Source organism: Nocardia sp. NPDC051030, assembly GCF_040683015.1.
Classification (GTDB): Bacteria; Actinomycetota; Actinomycetes; order Mycobacteriales; family Mycobacteriaceae; genus Nocardia.
This window is the reverse complement of sequence record NZ_JBFBCD010000006.1, coordinates 75,906-92,848: the sequence shown is the minus strand read 5'-3', so window position 1 is coordinate 92,848 and position 16,943 is coordinate 75,906. Positions and strand designations below refer to the sequence as shown.

At 69.1% G+C, this 16,943-nt stretch carries 3 protein-coding genes; all 3 read right to left on the bottom strand.

All coding sequences use genetic code 11. From position 1 onward, the window contains the following. Positions 1–15 precede the first annotated feature (15 nt). On the bottom strand, positions 16–1,251 hold the full coding sequence (locus tag AB0N05_RS21275) for an Nramp family divalent metal transporter (RefSeq protein ID WP_364697893.1): 1,236 nt from the start codon (positions 1,249–1,251) through the stop codon (positions 16–18). Positions 1,252–1,441: 190 nt separating this feature from the next. Continuing rightward, positions 1,442–2,437, bottom strand: a complete 996-nt coding sequence (locus tag AB0N05_RS21270) for an alpha/beta hydrolase family protein (RefSeq protein WP_364697891.1) — start codon at positions 2,435–2,437, stop codon at positions 1,442–1,444. Positions 2,438–2,652: 215 nt separating this feature from the next. Then, entirely contained in the window at positions 2,653–16,899 is a 14,247-nt protein-coding gene (locus AB0N05_RS21265) for an amino acid adenylation domain-containing protein (protein WP_364696768.1), read from the bottom strand. Between the last annotated feature and the right edge of the window lie 44 nt (positions 16,900–16,943).

Genomic DNA, 16,943 nt, shown 5'->3' with positions numbered 1-16,943 from the left:
GGCACCCCTTTTCGGTTATTTGCCGCTGACGGTCAGGTAGATCAGGGCGATATTCAGGGCCGTGATGATGGCGACCACCAGCCAGGCCATGGCGGTGGTGCTGCGCGGGTTGACGTCGTCACCCATGAGCCGACGATTACTGGTGAACCGGACCAGCGGGATCAGCGCGAACGGGATGCCGAAGGACAGCACCACCTGCGAGATGATCAGTGCGCGAGTGGGATCCACGCCGAGGGCGAGCACGGCCAGCGCGGGGATGAGCGTGATGAGGCGGCGCAGCACCAGCGGGATGTGACGGTGCAGGAGGCCCTGCATGATCATGGCTCCGGCGTACGCGCCGACCGAGGTGGAGGCCAGGCCGGAGGCCAGCAGGCCGACCGCGAGGAGCAGGCCCGCGATCGGGCCGAGGGTGTCCTGCACCGCGGCATGGGCGGTTTCGATGGAGTCGACATCGTCGCGCCCGCGCAGGGTGTGGGCGGCCATGAGCAGCATGGCCATATTGACGGTGCCCGCGAGGAGCATGGCCAAGCCGACGTCGTAGCGGGTGATCTTCAGTAGCCGGGCGCGGACGGGTCCGGCCTCGGGCTGACCGTGCCGGTCGCGGGAGAGCCCGGAATGCAGGTACACGGCGTGCGGCATGACGGTCGCGCCGATCATGGCGGCAGCCAGCAGCACGCTCTCGGTGCCGTCGAAGCGCGGGACCAGGCCGCCTATGGTGCCGGAGACCGAGGGCGGTGAGATGAACAGGGAGGCAAGGAATCCGATGGAGATCACGCCCAGCAGACCGAGGATGACCCGCTCGAAGGGCTTCTGCCCGCGATGGTTCTGGATCAGCAGCAGGAACATCGACACCACGCCGGTGATGACGCCGCCCAGTAGCAGCGGCAGCCCGAACAGCAGGTTCAGTGCGATCGCGCCGCCGACCACCTCGGCGAGATCGGTTGCCATGGCGACGGTTTCGGCCTGCCCCCAGTAGGCCAGGCGCATGGGCCGGGAGGCCTTGTCCCGCACGGCTTCCGGCAGCGACATGCCGGTGACGAGGCCGAGTTTGGCGGAGAGGAATTGGACGAGTCCGGCCATGACATTGGCCATGACGATGACCCAGACCAGCAGGTACCCGTACTGCGCGCCCGCGCTGATATTCGAGGCGACATTGCCGGGGTCGACGTAGGCGATGGCCGCGACGAAGGCGGGGCCGAGCAGCACCGTGGCCGATCTGGCTCGTTGAAACGTGGTGCGGTGCTCAGCCAAGGTACTCACGAAGTAAGTTTACGGGTAACCGAACTTTTTGTTTAGACCTACCCGGAAAAAGATGTCCGCCCTGCCCTTAAACAGGCAAAATCCGCTCAGTCGGTATGAATTGTGAGCCCGGGACGGGACCGAAAACGAACCGCCCCCGGCATCACATGCCGGGGGCGGTTCGTCAGCTGTGGACCGAGGTTCAGATACCCAGGCCGCGCGCCAGCACCGGCCAGGAGTTCAGGAACTCGTCGTTCCAGTAACCCCAGGAGTGGGTGCCGGTGGCGCGGAAGTTGTAGGTCGCCGGGATGCCCAGCGAGTCCAGCTTCGCCTGCAGATTGTGCGAGCAGTAGTTGGTGCCCGCTTCGATGACGCCACCGATGAGCAGCTGGTTGGCCAGACCGTACGCACCGGGCAGGGCGTAGGGGCCATTGAGCGTGTCGTACTGGCCGGGCAGGCCGCTGCCGGAGGAGATGTAAAGCTCTGTGCCACGCAGCTTGTCGGCATTGAGGACCGGGTCATTGGCGGCCCAGGCCGGGGAATCCTCGGGGCCGTGCATGTTCTCGAGCTTGCCGCCGCCCCAGGTCTCGACGGTGAGGCGCATGAATTCGCGGCCGACCGGATCGGCGAACTGGGCGCAACCGCTGTAGGCCGCGGCGGCACGGAACAGGCCCGGCCGGACCTCGGGCAGCGACAGCACGGTGGTGCCGGAGGTCGAGATGCCCGCGAGAGCGTTGACGCCATTGGTGCCGAGGGCGCCATCGATCAGCGGCGGCAGTTCATCGGTGAAGAAGGTCTGCCACTTATTGCGGCCGAGGGCGTCGTCATCGGACTGCCAGTCCTGGTAGTAGCTCCACTTGCCGCCGATGGGCTGCACCACATTGACGTTCTTGTCGGCGAGGAAGCCATTGACGATATTGGTCTTCTTCACCCAGGAGGCGTCGTCCTGACCGCCGCCCGCGCCATTGAGCAGGTACAGCACCGGGCGCGGTTCGGAGGTGTCGGCGGGGCGCTGCACGTCGACGGGGTAGGTGGCGTCCATGGCCGCGGAGTAGACGTACAACCGAATGTTCCGGTCGTTCTTCATCTCGGCCTTGGTGATCTTCGATCCGTCCGGGGCGACCGGGTCGGCCAGCAATTTCTTGCTGTCGATGATCGGGTCGGCGGAGGCGGTGGGACCGCCGACGCCGGCGACCATACCGGTGAGCACGGCGGTAGCTGCGAGGAAGGCGGCGGCCCGCGCACCACGCCTACGACCCGCAACTCCATTCCGGACAGTTCGAAGAATCAAAGTTCCACACCTTCATCTCGTTGCGAATTTGCTGGTCGGCGACTTACGGCCGGATTCTCCGGGCAGAGCCGATCCCGGGACAGACGATACGGCCTATCATGTCGCGGCGATAGCACAGGATGTTACGGATTGGTCGCCCTTCCGTGTTCGGCGAGGCCGCTCAATGCCAGGACCCAACCCTCGACCAGCTTCTTGACCTGTTCGAGTTCGAGCACCGCACCGGCGAAGTCGAAGCGGGCCACCAGACCGTCCTGACTCGTGTCGACCGTGAGGTCCAGGTACAGGTCGTCGGCCACCGGTTCCGGGTAGACCCGGGCCGGGCGCAGGTCCCGGTACCGGAAGCCGATGCGGCCCGGGGGCAGCGCGGCGATCTCGGCGATGGTGGCCGGATTCAGGTGCCGCAGCAGTCCGAAGCCGACGCCCTGGGACGGCACCGCACGGAACTGGTCGCGGATCTGCTCGATCACCGATCCGGCGGCGGGACCGCCCTGGCGGACCTCGGTGAAGTCCACTCCGTTGAGCCGCAGCGGGAATGGGTGCGCGGTGCTGAACGCGCCGACGGTGCGCAGCCCGGCCGGATCTCCGGCGACTCGTCCGTCGGCGATCAGCCGCACCACGGAACCCGTGGTGTGGCGGGCCAATTCGCCGCCGTCGTCCAGCAGTGCGACGGCGAGCGCGGCGAGGAGCACCTCGTCGATGGTGGCGCCGTAGCGGCGGGCCGCCGCGTCCACGGCCGCCGCGCCCTCACCGGTGATGGAGACCGAGACCCGGCCGCGGCCGGTCGGTCGTCCATCCACGGGCACCGCGTCCGGGGAGACGCCGGGCGTGGCGGAGGCGAGAGCGGCACGCCACCAGTCCAATTCGGCGACGGTCTCCGGGGTGGCGGCCAGCTCGGCGAGCGTGCCGGCGATGCCGACCGGGTGCGCGTCGGCGCTGGGCGGCGTGGCGTGCCCGCCGGACCAGGAGGCGGTCAGGTCCTCGATGATGGTGCGCCACGAGACGTCGTCCACGACGAGACCATTGGCGACCACGACCAGCATGGCGGCGGGCCGCTCACCGGTGTCGCTGTCGGCGTCGGGTTCCGCGGACATGTTCTCCAGCAGCACGAAGCGGATGTGATGCCCCTTCTCGGGGTTCAATTCCGCTGCGGCGGCATGGATCACGGCCTCGATGGGGTCGCCGACGGCTTCCACGGACGGGTCCAGCTGCCAGACGACGGCGGCACCGCGCGGCTGCTGGGCCGGGATGTCCAGGAGCGCCGATTCGCCGTCGCGGCGCAGGCGCGCCCAGAGCGCGGGGTGCCGGTCGAGCAGGGTGGAGACGGAGCGGCGCACCCGGGTGCCCGAGACATCGGCGGCGATATCGAGGGTGATCGCCCGGACCCACAGGCCGGATGGTTCGAGTTCGAGCAGGCCCACGGCGCCGGCGGGCAGCGGTGAAACATTGCCCACGGCGGTGAGTCTCGGGCCCTTGGTCGGTGCGGCGGCGGCATTCGCCGAGGCGGTCTGGCGCTGGGCCAGCGCGGCGGCAAGGGCCGACGGCGTGGCCGGGGCCGAGCCTGGTTCGGCGGCGGCGTTATTCGCGGCGGCGGCGTTATTCGCGGCGGCGGCCTCATTCGCGGTGTCGGCCTCATTCGCGGTGTCGACATCAGCGGTGCCGACATCAGGAGCGTCGACATCGGCAGTGTCGATATCGGAAGCGGCCGCGACATCCGTAGCAGCGTCGGCGGACGGATCCACTGCCGCCTCGAACTCGCCCTCGGTCTCCGAATCCGCTTCCGCCACATCTTCGTTCGACTCCGCGAGGGCTGCGTAGGCCGGGTCGGAGGAGAACAGCGTCACCCCGGGCGGCGGAGCGTCCATATTGATGACGGGGAGCACTTGCGTGGTCGCCCAGTCGACGGCTTCGGCGTCGTGCGCGGTGTAGTCCACGGGCGGGCCGAAGGGCTTGTCGGAGGTCAAGGCCTTATCCGACGTGAAGGCCTTGTCCGTGGTGAAGGCACTGACCGTCGTGAAAGCCTTGTCCGGGACCGGATTCGGGGTCTCGTCGACCTCCGGTTCGGCGGTTTCCTCCGAAGCGTGCTCGGCGCGCTCCAGGAGTTCGGCCACCTTCGGGCCGATCACGGCGAAGCCCTCGGCACCGGTCATGGCCTGGTGTTCGACCGGGATGCTGCGCACGGCGACGGCCTCGGTGGCGAACGGCAGCCAGTCGGATGCCGACCGGTCCTCGCCGCCGATCTCGGCCTTGAAGTATTCGATACGTCCGTCGAAAACGTCGGGCCGGTATTCGAATCCGAGTCGCGCGGAGTGCAGCGCGCCGCGGTAGATGCGCCGCAGTCGATCCATGGTGAGCACCGCGAGTTCGGCGGGGATCGCGGCGTGCAGCGCGGCGAGGGCCTCGTCGCCGAGTTTGCGCATGTCCTGCGGCAGCAGGTCCGGCGAGACACCCAGCTGCAGGAACTCGTCCCGCAGCGAGGACTGGAATTCGGCGAAGCTCAGGCCCGGGTAGGCGTCGAGGATGGCCAGCAGGTCGACCTCGTCGCCGTCGTCCTGCAGCTCGGTGGCGATGGCGTGCGCGACGACACCGCCGAGGGAGAAGCCGATCACCCGGTACGGGCCTTCCGGCTGTACCTTGCGCATCTCGTCGATGTAGCGGCGGGCCACGTCGGTGAGCGAGACCGGGGCGTAGTGGTCCTCGGTGAGCGCGGGCGATTGCAGGCCGAGGATCGGCTGATCCTCGGGCAGGTAGCGCGCCAATCCCGCGAAGCTCCACGACATTCCGCCGAGCGGCGGGGCGCAGAACAGCGGGCGGCGGTCGCCCGAGTCGCGAATCGGCAGCAGTACCTGCAAGGCGGCATCGGTGCCGGAGTCGTAGTCGTGCGCGCTCTCCAGTGCCTCGGTGAGCTGGCGGGCGATGCCTTCGACGGTCGGGTGGCTGAAGAACCAGGCGACCATGACCTGCGCGCCGGTGAGCCCGCGCAGCTTGCCGACCATCTGGGTGGCGAGCAGCGAGTTGCCGCCGAGCGCGAAGAAGTCGTCATCGAGTCCGACCCGTTCCACGCCGAGGGCTTCGGCGAAGGCCTCGGCGACGAGGGTCTCCATGCGGGTGACGGGAGCCTGGTATTCGCGCTGCGCGATAACGGGTTCCGGCAGCGCCTTGCGATCGAGCTTGCCGACCGGGGTGAGCGGGATCTGGTCCAGCACCACGATGGCCGATGGCACCATATGCGGCGGCAGGCTGCGCGCGGCGTGCGCGATCAGATCCTCCGCGAGGGCCGCGCGGCCGCGCACGCGCCGCACGTACGACACGAGTGCCGTTGTCCCGGACGGTGTCTTGTGGCCGATGGTGATCGCGAAGTCGATGTCCTCGTGCGCGGCGAGCACGGTGTCGATCTCGCCGAGTTCGATGCGGAAGCCGCGGATCTTGACCTGGAAGTCGGAGCGGCCGACGTAGTCGAGCTCCCAATCCACCTCGGGCGCGGCGTAATTGCCGGACCGCTCCCCCGGTTCGGCGTACCAGCGCACCACATCGCCGGTGCGGTACATGCGCGCGCCGGGTTCGCCCCACGGGTTGGCCACGAAGCGGTCGGAGGTCAGCCCCGGCCGATTGCGGTAGCCGCGGGCCAGTGCGCCGCCCGCCAGGTACAACTCGCCCGCGACGCCCGGCGGCACCGGGTTCAGGCGGCCGTCCAGGACCAGCGCGGACATGCCGTGCACCGGCTTGCCGATGGTGACGTGGCGGCCCGCGACCGGTTGCGCGTAGCTGGAGATGATGGTGGTTTCGGTGGGGCCGTAGGCATTGTGGAAGGCCCGGCCCGGCTGCCACTTGGCGAGCAGCTCCTGGGTCAGGACGTCGCCGCCGATGGACAGCATCTCGAGTTCGGGCAGTGCGATGGCCGGATCGAGGGTGCCGAGCACGGCCGGGGTCATGATGGCGTGCGTGACGTGCTCGGCGCGAATGAATTCGCTGAGCTCCGCGCCGCCCATGATCTCGGACGGGACGACGACCATGGTCGCGCCGGTGTAGAACGCGCACACCCATTCCAGCACCGAGGGGTCGAAGCTGGGCGAGCAGATGTGCAGCATCCGGTGCTGGTGATCCAGCTGGTACTGGGCGATCGCGTAGTCGGCGAGACCGCCGACACCGGCGTGAGTCACGGTGACGCCCTTGGGCATTCCCGTCGAGCCCGATGTGTAGATGACGTACGCCGGGTGATGCGTGCGCAGCGGGGCCAGGCGATCGTCGTCGGTGACGGTCAGCGGGGAACGGCGCGAGATCTGCCCGTCGGTGGCGGCGTCGTCCAGGACCAGCCATTCCACATCGTCGGGCAACTGGCCCACATACGCGGATCCGGTGATGCCGATGACCGCGCGCGAGTCGGTGATCATGTGCCGCACGCGATCCGCCGGGTACTTCGGGTCGACGGGGACGTGCGCGCCACCGGCCTTGGCGACGGCCACGACCGCGGCGATCATTTCGAAGGAGCGCGGGTAGGCGATGGCCACCAGCTGCTCGGGTCCGACGCCGCGTTCGATGAGCACCCGCGCCAGCTGCGAGGAGTAGTCGTCGAGTTCGCCGTAGCTGATGGAGTGACCGCGGTAGCGGACGGCGGTGCGGTTGCGGCCCATGGTGAGTCCGGCCGTGAGCAGCTCGGGCAGCAGCATGCCGGTGACCATGACATCGTCGCCGTGCACATGGGTGAGCAGTTCGCGTTCGATGTCATCCAGCAGCGGCAGATCGCCGACCGGGGACTGCGGTCGCGCGGTGATCTCGGTGAGCAGGCGGACGAACCGCTGCGCGAACACCTCCACGGTGGCGTCGTCGAACAGGTCGCGGGCGAAGGTGAACACCGCGCCCATTCCGGCGTCGCCGGATTCCCGAATCGCCAGGGACAGATCGAATTGCGAGGTCTCGACGTCGAAATCGACGGCGGCGACCCGCAATCCGGGCAGCTCGAAGGCCGCGTCCGGGAGGTTCTGGAAGGCCAGCATCACCTGGAAAAGCGGGTTGCGGGCGGTGGAGCGCTCCGGGTTGAGCACCTCTACGAGGCGTTCGAACGGAATGTCCGCGTGCGCGAACGCCTTCAGGTCGGCGTCCTTCGCGTGGGCGAGGAGTTCGGTGAAGCTCTGCTGTCCGTCGACCACGGTGCGCAGCACCAGGGTGTTGACGAACATGCCGATCACGTCATCGAGTTCGGCTTCACCGCGGCCAGCGATCGGGGTGCCGATGGCGATGTCCCCGGTGCCGGACAGGCGGGCCAGGAATACCGCGAGGGCGGTGTGCACGACCATGAACATGGTGGCGTTCTGCTCGCGGGCGATGCGCCGCAGTCCGGCCTGCAGGTCGGCGTCGATGGCGAATTCCACCCGGCCGCCGCGCAATGACTGGGTGATCGGGCGCGGCCGGTCCGCGGGCAGGTTCAGCTCGTCGGGCAGATCCGCCAGCGCGGTACGCCAGTAGTCGGCCTGGGCCGAGATAAGGCTCTCCGGATCGGTTTCCGCGCCGAGCACGTCGCGCTGCCAGATCGAGTAGTCGGCGTACTGCACCGGCAGCGGCGACCAGCCCGGTTCGGCACCGGAGGTGCGTGCGGCGTAGGCGATCATCACATCGCGGGTCAGCGGTCCCATGGACCAGCCGTCGGCGCTGATGTGGTGCGCCACGAATATCAGGACGTGCTCGGCGGTTTCGGTGCCGTCGATGCGGAACAGGGTGGCGCGCAAGGGAACTTCGGCGGTCACGTCGAAGCCGGTGCCGATGAGTTCGGCGATCCGATCGTGAATGGCCTCGCCCGGCACCGTGATCGGCGTCAGATCCGGCACCGCCTGCGCGGCGGTCACGATCACCTGGGTAGCGGCATCGCCGACCTGCGGGTAGATGGTGCGCAGGGTCTCGTGGCGGGCGACCACATCGGCCACCGCCTGCTGCAGTGCGGGCACATCCAGGTCGCCGGTGAGGCGCACCGCGACCGGCACGTTGTAGGCCGCGGCGGTGGGGTCGAACTGGTTGAGGAACCACATGCGCTGCTGTGCGAGGGACAGCGGGATCGCGGCGGGACGCGCCTGCGCGACGAGAGGCTTGCGATCGCCTTGTCCCGCATGCTGTTCCACCTTGGCGGCGAGACCCGCGACGGTCGACGCCTCGAACAGGGCCCGCACCGGCACCCGGGTGTCGAGGGCCGCGCCGATGCGGGCCGCCACCTGGGTGGCCAGCAGCGAGTTACCGCCGAGGGCGAAGAAGTCATCATCCGCACCGACGCGTTCGGCACCGAGCACGTCGGTGAAGACACCGGCGACGATTTCCTCGATCGGGGTCGAGGGCGCACGGAAGGCGGTGGCCTCGAACTCGGGCTCCGGCAATGCCTTTCGATCCAGCTTGCCGTTCACGTTCAACGGCAGGGCATCGAGCACCACGAAGGCGGCCGGGACCATGTAGGACGGCAGCGAAGACGCGAGCGCGGACTTCACCTGCGCCACATCGATATCCGCTCCGACCGAGACCAGATACGCCACCAGTCGGTCGCCGGTGCGCGGATCGCGCTTGGCCAGGACGGCGGTCTGCGCGATCTCCGGCAGCGCCAGCAGCGCGGCCTCGATCTCGCCGAGCTCGATGCGGAAGCCGCGGATCTTCACCTGGAAGTCGGTGCGGCCCCGGTATTCCAGTTCACCACCGGCGTTCCAGGCCACCAGGTCACCGGTGCGGTACATGCGCTCGCCGTCCGCTCCGCCTCTCCGCGCTTCGAACGGATCGGCCACGAACCGGTCGGCGGTGAGATCCGCGCGCCCGAAGTAGCCGCGCGCCAGCTGCGTTCCGGCCAGGTACAGCTCACCGGACACGCCGACCGGCACCGGGTGCAGGCGGGCGTCGAGGACGTACACCCGCGAATTCCATTCGGGCGCACCGATCGGCACCGATATCTGATCGGCGTCGGTCACCGCATGGCTGGTGATGGATACCGCGGCCTCGGTCGGCCCGTACAGGTTGAACAGGGCGACCTCGGGGAAGGTCGAGCGGAAGCGCTGCGCGAGCACGCCCGGCAGGGCCTCACCGATGGCCAGCACCCGGCGTAGGGTGCCGAGCCCCGGGCGGGTTCCGGAGGTCGTCGCGCGGGCGTCCGCGAGCAGCGCGTCGAGCATGGACGGCACCACATGCAGCGTGGTGACCTGCTCGCGGGCCATGAGCTCGTTCAGGTAGGCCGGGTCGCGGTGCCCGTCCGGCGCGGCAATGACCAGGCGTCCACCGCAGGCGGCGGCCGACCAGAATTCCCACACCGACAGGTCGAAGGTGGCGGCGGTCTTCAACAGCACCGCATCGTCGCCGCCGAGCTCGAATTCGGTGGTCTTCCAGCGCAACTGGTTGACGATCGCGGCGTGCGGCAGCGCCACGCCCTTGGGGCGGCCGGTCGAACCGGAGGTGAAGATGACGTACGCGGTATTCGACGCACGCAGCGGCTCGAGGCGATCCGCGTCGGAGAGCGGTGCGCCGTTCTCGTAGCCGAGGTCCAAGCGGTCGATATGCACCACCGGTGCGATATCGGTCGCGAAGTCGGCATCGGCATTGGTGATCACGCAGACCGGTGCCGCGGTATCGAGGATGTACTCGGTGCGGTCGGCGGCCTGGTCGGGGTCGACCGGTACGTACGCGCCACCGGCGGCGGAGACCGCGTACATGGCGACCACGAGATCCACCGAGCGTCGCAGTGCGAGGGCCACCCGGCGCTCCGGGCCGACGCCCAGCGAGATGAGGTGCCGGGCAAGGCGATTCACGCGGGTGCTGAGCGCGGCGTAGCTGAGTGCCGCGCCCGCCGGGCCGATGAGCGCGACCGCGGCCGGGTTGGCGGTGACAGTGGCATTGAACAGCGAGGCCAGGGTGGCCGACCGATCGAGTTCCTGGGTGGTGGCATTGCGCACCGCGAGCAGATCGGCGCGGTCCACCGGGTCCAGGAGTTCGATATCGCCGACCGGTGTGGCGGCATCGGTGACGACGGCGTCGAGTACGCGGCCGAGCAGTCGCACGAAACCGGTGACGGTGTCGGCGTCGAACAGGTCGGTGGCGTAGGTGATGAAGCCGCCGATGCCCGCCGGTGCGCCGGATTCGTCGTAGCCGTCGGAGACGATCAGGTGCAGATCGAATTGCGACACTTCGAGTTCCGCGTCGACACCGGCGACCTTGAGGCCCGGCAGTTCGAGTTCGGCGCGCGCCATGTTCTGGAACGACAGACCGGCCTGGAACAGCGGGTGGTGCGCGGTCGTGCGGGGCGGGCTGAGCACCTCGACCAGGCGCTCGAACGGAATGTCCGCGTGCGAGAAGGCTTGCAGGTCGATTTCGCGCTGGCGGGCGAGCAGGTCGGTGAAGGCGTCGCCGCCGTCGACCCGGGTGCGGAAGACGACGGTATTGACGAACATGCCGATCAGGTCGTCGAGTTCGCGTTCACCGCGGCCCGCGACCGGGGTGCCGATGGCAATATCGGTGGAGCCGGACAGTCGCGACAGCAGCACCGCGAAGGCGGTGTGCACGACCATGAAAAGGGTCGCATTGTGCTCGCGAGCCAGCTTGACCAGTCCGGCGTGGGTGTCGGCGGCGAACTCGACGTTCACCCGGGCACCGGCCATCGACGCCACGGCCGGGCGCGGCCGGTCGGTCGGCAGTTCGAGCAGGTCCGGCAGGTCGGCCAGCTGGCGTTGCCAGTAGCCGATCTGCTGGGCCGCAATGGATTCCGGGTCGGCCTCGTCGCCGAGCACGGCGCGCTGCCACAGCGCGTAGTCGGCGTACTGCACGTGCAGCGGCTGCCAGCCGGGTTCCGAACCGGCGGTGCGCGCGGCGTAGGCGATCATGATGTCGCGCACCAGCGGCCCCATGGAGGAGGCGTCGGCGGCAATGTGGTGAGCGACCACGGCGAGCACGTACTCGCGCATGGAGCCGGGCGCGAGATCGCCGATCTCCAGCAGCCGCACCCGGATCGGGACATCGCGGGTGACGTCGAACGGCGTCATGGCCAGCTCGTACACGGCGGCGGGCACCTCGGCGGCGTCGACCCGGGTGGGCTCCAGACCCATGGCGGATTCCATACCGGGCGGCAATACCAGCTGCACCGGCCCGTCGGCCGTCTCGGGGTAGACGGTCCGCAGTACCTCGTGCCGGGCCACCACGTCATCGAGGGCCGCGCCGAGCGCGACCCAGTCCAGGCTGCCGGTCAGGCGCAGCGCGAAGGGCAGGTTGTAGGCGGCGGATCCGGCACTCACGGTGCCGTCGCCACTGTCCTCGAACCGGTTCAGGAACCACATGCGCTGCTGCGCGAGGGACAGCGGCAGTTGCTTCGGGCGTTCGATGGCGCCCAGTTCGTGGGTGCGGCCCTGGTGAATTCGGGATTCGACGGCCGCGGCGAGGGCGGTGACGGTGGGCGTCTCGAACAGGGTGCGCACCGGCACCCGGTCGCCGACGGCCGCGCCGAGGCGGGCCACCACCTGGGTGGCGACCAGGGAGTTGCCGCCGAGGGCGAAGAAGTCGTCATCCGCGCCGACCCGGCCGATGCCGAGGACCTCGGCGAAGACTCCGGCCACGATTTCCTCGACCGGCGTTGCGGGAGCACGGAATTCGCGTCCGGAGAAGGTCGGGGCGGGCAGCGCCTTGCGGTCCAGCTTGCCGCTGGTATTGAGCGGGAACTCTTCCAGGGGCACGATGGCCGCCGGAATCATGTATGTGGGCAGGGATTCCGCGAGTGCGGCCAGCAGTTCGGCCGGTTCGATCTCGCCACCGGGGGCCGGAACCGCGTACGCGACCAGCTGATCGCCGAGTTCGGAGGCCATGACGAGCGCGGCGGCCGCGCTCACGGTGGGCTGGGCCAGCAGCGCGGTCTCGATCTCACCGAGTTCGATGCGCTGGCCGCGGAACTTGACCTGGAAGTCGGTGCGGCCGATGTAATCCAGGCGTTGTGGCCGATCACCGTCACCCGCACGCCAAACCACGAGGTCACCGGTGCGGTACATGCGGGAGCCGTCGCCGAAGGGGTTGGCGACGAAGCGATCCGAGGTCAGGTCCGGGCGGCGGACATAGCCGCGCGCCAGCTGGTCACCGGCCAGGTACAGCTCACCGGCAACACCCGCCGGGACGGGACGCAGACGCGAATCCAGTACGTAGACTTCGGAGTTCCACTGCGGCAGGCCGATCGGCACGGTCGGACGCTCATCGCCGCGAGCCTGCCAGTAGGTGATCGAGACCGCGGCCTCGGTCGGCCCGTACAGGTTGTGCACCCGCGCATCGGAGACGGCGGCGAAGGCGGCCACGGTCTCCGGCGGCAGCGCCTCACCGATCACGAACACGTCCCGCAGGCTGGCGATCGAGCCCGGCGCGGTGTGCGCGGCGAACACGGTCAGCATGGACGGCACGAAGTCGGTGACCGTGACGCTGTGGCGGGCAATCGATTCCGCCACGTACTGCGGGTCGCGGTGCCCGTCGTGGGTGGCGACGACCAGGGTGGCCCCGGTCCGCAGCGGCATGAAGTAGCCCCACAGCGACACGTCGAAGGTGGTGGCGGTCTTCTGGAGATAGACGTCGCCCGCGCCCAGGGGGTACTCGTCCAGCATCCAGGTGATCTGGTTGTGGATGGCGGCGTGCGAGACGGCGACACCCTTGGGACGGCCGGTCGAGCCCGAGGTGAAGATGACGTACGCCGGATGCTCCGGTAGCACCGCACCCATGAGTTCGGCAGGGGAAAGCGGTGCGGCGCTGAACATGTCGAGGTCGAGAATGTCCAGGTACACCACGGAGGTGTCGTCGTCCGGGACCGCGACCGCGTCGGCGATGGTGGTGAGCACGGCGGCGGGCCGGGCGGTTTCGAGGATGTGCGCGATGCGCTCGGCCGGATGATCCGGATCCAGGGGCACGTACGCGCCACCGGCGGCAATGACCGCGTACATGCCGACGACAAGTTCCGGGGAGCGGCGAATGGCCAGGCCCACCAGGGATTCCGGGCCGACGCCGTAGCCGACGAGCAGCCGGGCCAGCTTGTTCACGCGCGCGTCGAATTCGCGGTAGGTGAGTTCGGTGCCCTCGTAGTTGATGGCGATGGCGTCGGGGTGCCGGGCCACGGCGCGGCGGTAGTCGTCGAGCAGCAGGCCGGGGGTGATGGCGCGGCGGGTGTCGTTCCAGCCGTGCAGGATTCGCTCGCGCTCGTCCTGCTGGAGCAGGTCGATATCGCCGAGCGCGGCCTTGGGGTCGGCGGTGACGGCGGTCAGCAGCCGGGTCAGGCGGTCGGCGAAGCGGGCCACCGTGGCCTCGTCGAAGAGGTCGGTGGCGTAGGTGAACATGGCCGTCATGCCATCGGCGACGCCGTCGCGTTCGCGCGGCACGATCGACAGTTGCAAGTCGAATTTAGCTACGGCACCGTCGAATTCGACGGCTTCGGCGGAGAGTCCGGGCAGTTCCAGGCGCGGGGTCTCGATATTGTGGAAGAACAGCGCGACCTGGAACAGCGGGTGGTGCGCCTGCGAGCGGACCGGGTCGAGCACCTCGACGAGGCGTTCGAAGGGCAGCTCGGCGTGCGAGAAGGCCGCCAGGTCGGTCTCTTTGGCGGTGTCCAGGAGGTCCGCGAAGGAGGCCGCGCCGTCGATCCGGGTGCGCAGCACCAGGGTATTGACGAACATGCCGATGAGGTCGTCGAGTTCGCGTTCGCCACGGCCCGCGACGGGTGTGCCGATGACGATGTCATCGGTGCCGGTGAGCCGTGCGAGCAGGGCCGCGAGGGCGCTGTGCACGACCATGAACGGCGATGCACCGCTGGTGTGCGCGAGTTCGGTGAGGCTGGCGTGCAGGGCCGCGTCGATATCGAACGAGTACACAGCGCCCCGCCCGGAGGCGACGGTCGGGCGCGGCCGGTCGGCGGGCAGCTCGATGCGGTCGGGAATGCCGGTCAAAGTCTCACGCCAGAAGGCGATCTGGCCCGCGGCGAGGGACTCGGGGTCGTGCTCGTCGCCGAGCAGCGCGCGCTGCCACAGGGTGTAGTCGGCGTACTGCACCGCCAGCGGAGCCCACGCCGGTTCGTCGCCATTGTGGCGAGCGAAGTAGGCCGTCAGCAGATCGCGCATGAACGGCCCGACCGACGCGCCGTCGGCGGCGATGTGGTGCACCACCACCGCGATCACGTAGTCGTCGCGCCCCACCTCGGCGAGTTCGATGCGCAGCGGCACCCGGGCAGCCACATCGAAGCCCTCGATGGCCAGCGCCGTCAGCCAGTCCGGAATCCGCGCGGGGTCCACGACCTGCGGCTCGAGCTCCGGAATCGCCTGCTCCGCAGGCAGAATCACCTGGTAGCCGGTGCCGTCGACGGCCGGGTACACGGTGCGCAGGGTTTCGTGCCGTGCGACGAGATCGCCGATGGCGGCCCGCAATGCGGCGACATCGAGCGATCCGGTGAGCCGGATGGCGAACGGAATGTTATTGGCGGCCGAGGTGGTGTCGAACTGGCTCAGGAACCACATGCGCTGCTGCGCCAGCGAGAGCGGAATGTGCTCCGGGCGCGGCTGTGCCGTCAAGGCAGGTCGGCCGCCCTCCCCTACGAGGGGTTCCAGCTGTGCGGCCAGTCCGGCGACGGTGGCCGAGGTGAAGATCATGCGGGCGGGCACGCGCGCGGAGATCTCGGCACCCAGTCGTGCGGCGACCCGGGTGGCGATGAGCGAATTGCCGCCGAGTTCGAAGAAGTCGTCGTCCGCGCCGATCGGGTCGGCTGGCTCGAGAAGTTCGGCGTAGACGCCCGCGACCAGTTCCTCGAGACGTCCGGCGGGTGCGCGGAATTCCTTGGTGCGCAATTGCGGTGCGGGCAGGGCGCGGCGATCCAGCTTGCCGACGGGGGTCAGCGGGATGACATCCAGGACCATGATGGTGGTGGGCACCATATGCGCGGGCAGGCTCTGCTCCGCGTAGGCGGTCAGCTCGTCGATATCGACGGTGGCACCGGTGGCGGCGTGCACGTAGGCGGCCAGAATCGTTGCGCCGGTATCGAGTTTGTGCCCGACGGTGACGGCGAAATCCACGCTGTCGTGTGAGCCGAGGACGGCGTCGATCTCACCGAGTTCGATGCGGAAGCCGCGGATCTTCACCTGGAAGTCATTGCGGCCCAGGTATTCCACCTCGCCGGTCGGAGTGCGGCGCACCAGGTCGCCGGTCCGGTAGAGGCGGGTACCGCTGGGGTCGAAGGGATTCGCGACGAAGCGCAGGGCCGTGAGGGAGGGCCGCTCGTGGTAGCCGCGCGCCACCTGCGCACCGGAAATGTAGAGCTCACCCACCGCGCCGTCGACGACCTGCGTGAGCTGCTCGTCGAGAATGAATTCGGTGATACCGCGCACCGGCCCGCCGATGGTGACGAGTTCACCCGGCACCAGGGGCGCGCTGATATTGGTCATGATGGTGGTTTCGGTGGGCCCGTAACCGTTGTAGAACTCGCGGGTGGCACCGCCCGCGATGGGAAGTACCCAGCGCCGCACCAGATCCGGCGGGCATGCCTCGCCACCGGCGACCACCACGCGCAGGTCGTCGAGTCCGGCCGGATCCACCGAGGCGAGCGCGGCGGGGGTGATGAAGGCGTGGGTCACCCGTTCGCGGCGCAGCAGTGCGGCCAGTTCGTCGCCGCCGAGCACGTCCGGGGAGGCGACCACGAGCGCCCCCCCGCCGCCGAGTGCCAGGAGCAGTTCCAGCACCGAGGCGTCGAAGGACGGTGAGGCGAAGTGCAATGCCCGGGAGTCGGTTCCGGTGCGGTAGCGCTCGCGCTGTTCGTCGCAGAAGCCGGAGAGTCCGGCCTGGGTGACCACCACGCCCTTGGGCTTGCCGGTGGAGCCCGAGGTGTAGATGACGTAGGCGGGGTGTTCGGCGCGCAGGGGCCGGATGCGGTCGGCGGAGGTGATGGCCTCGTCCGGGTAGGCCGCGACCTCGGCGGTGAATTCGGCGCTGTCGATGGCCAGCCATTCGACCTCGTCGGCGAGGTCTTCGCGGACCTCGGCGACGGTCAGGCCGAGCACCGCGCGGGAGTCTGTGACCATATGCGCGACGCGGTCGGCCGGATAGTTTGGGTCGACCGGGACATATCCGGCACCGGTCTTGGCAATGGCCCAGACGGCGATCACGGAGTTCAGCGACCGTGGAATGCCCACGGCCACCAGGTCCTCCGGGCCGATGCCGCGGTCGATGAGCAGTCGCGCCAGCCGGGTCGAGCGCTCGTCGAGTTCGGCGTAGCCGAGCGTGCCGAGGGTCGCGGCGGCATCGGCGAAGACGACGGCGGTCCCGCTCGGATTGGCCTCGACCGCGGTCGCCATGAGCTGCGGCAGGGTGGTGACCCGAGGTCGGCGCGTGCGGACGGGCCGTTGGCGTGCCGGGCGCGTCATGCCTGCTGCCCTTCCAGGTTCAGCGTGCGCTGCATTCCGACTGC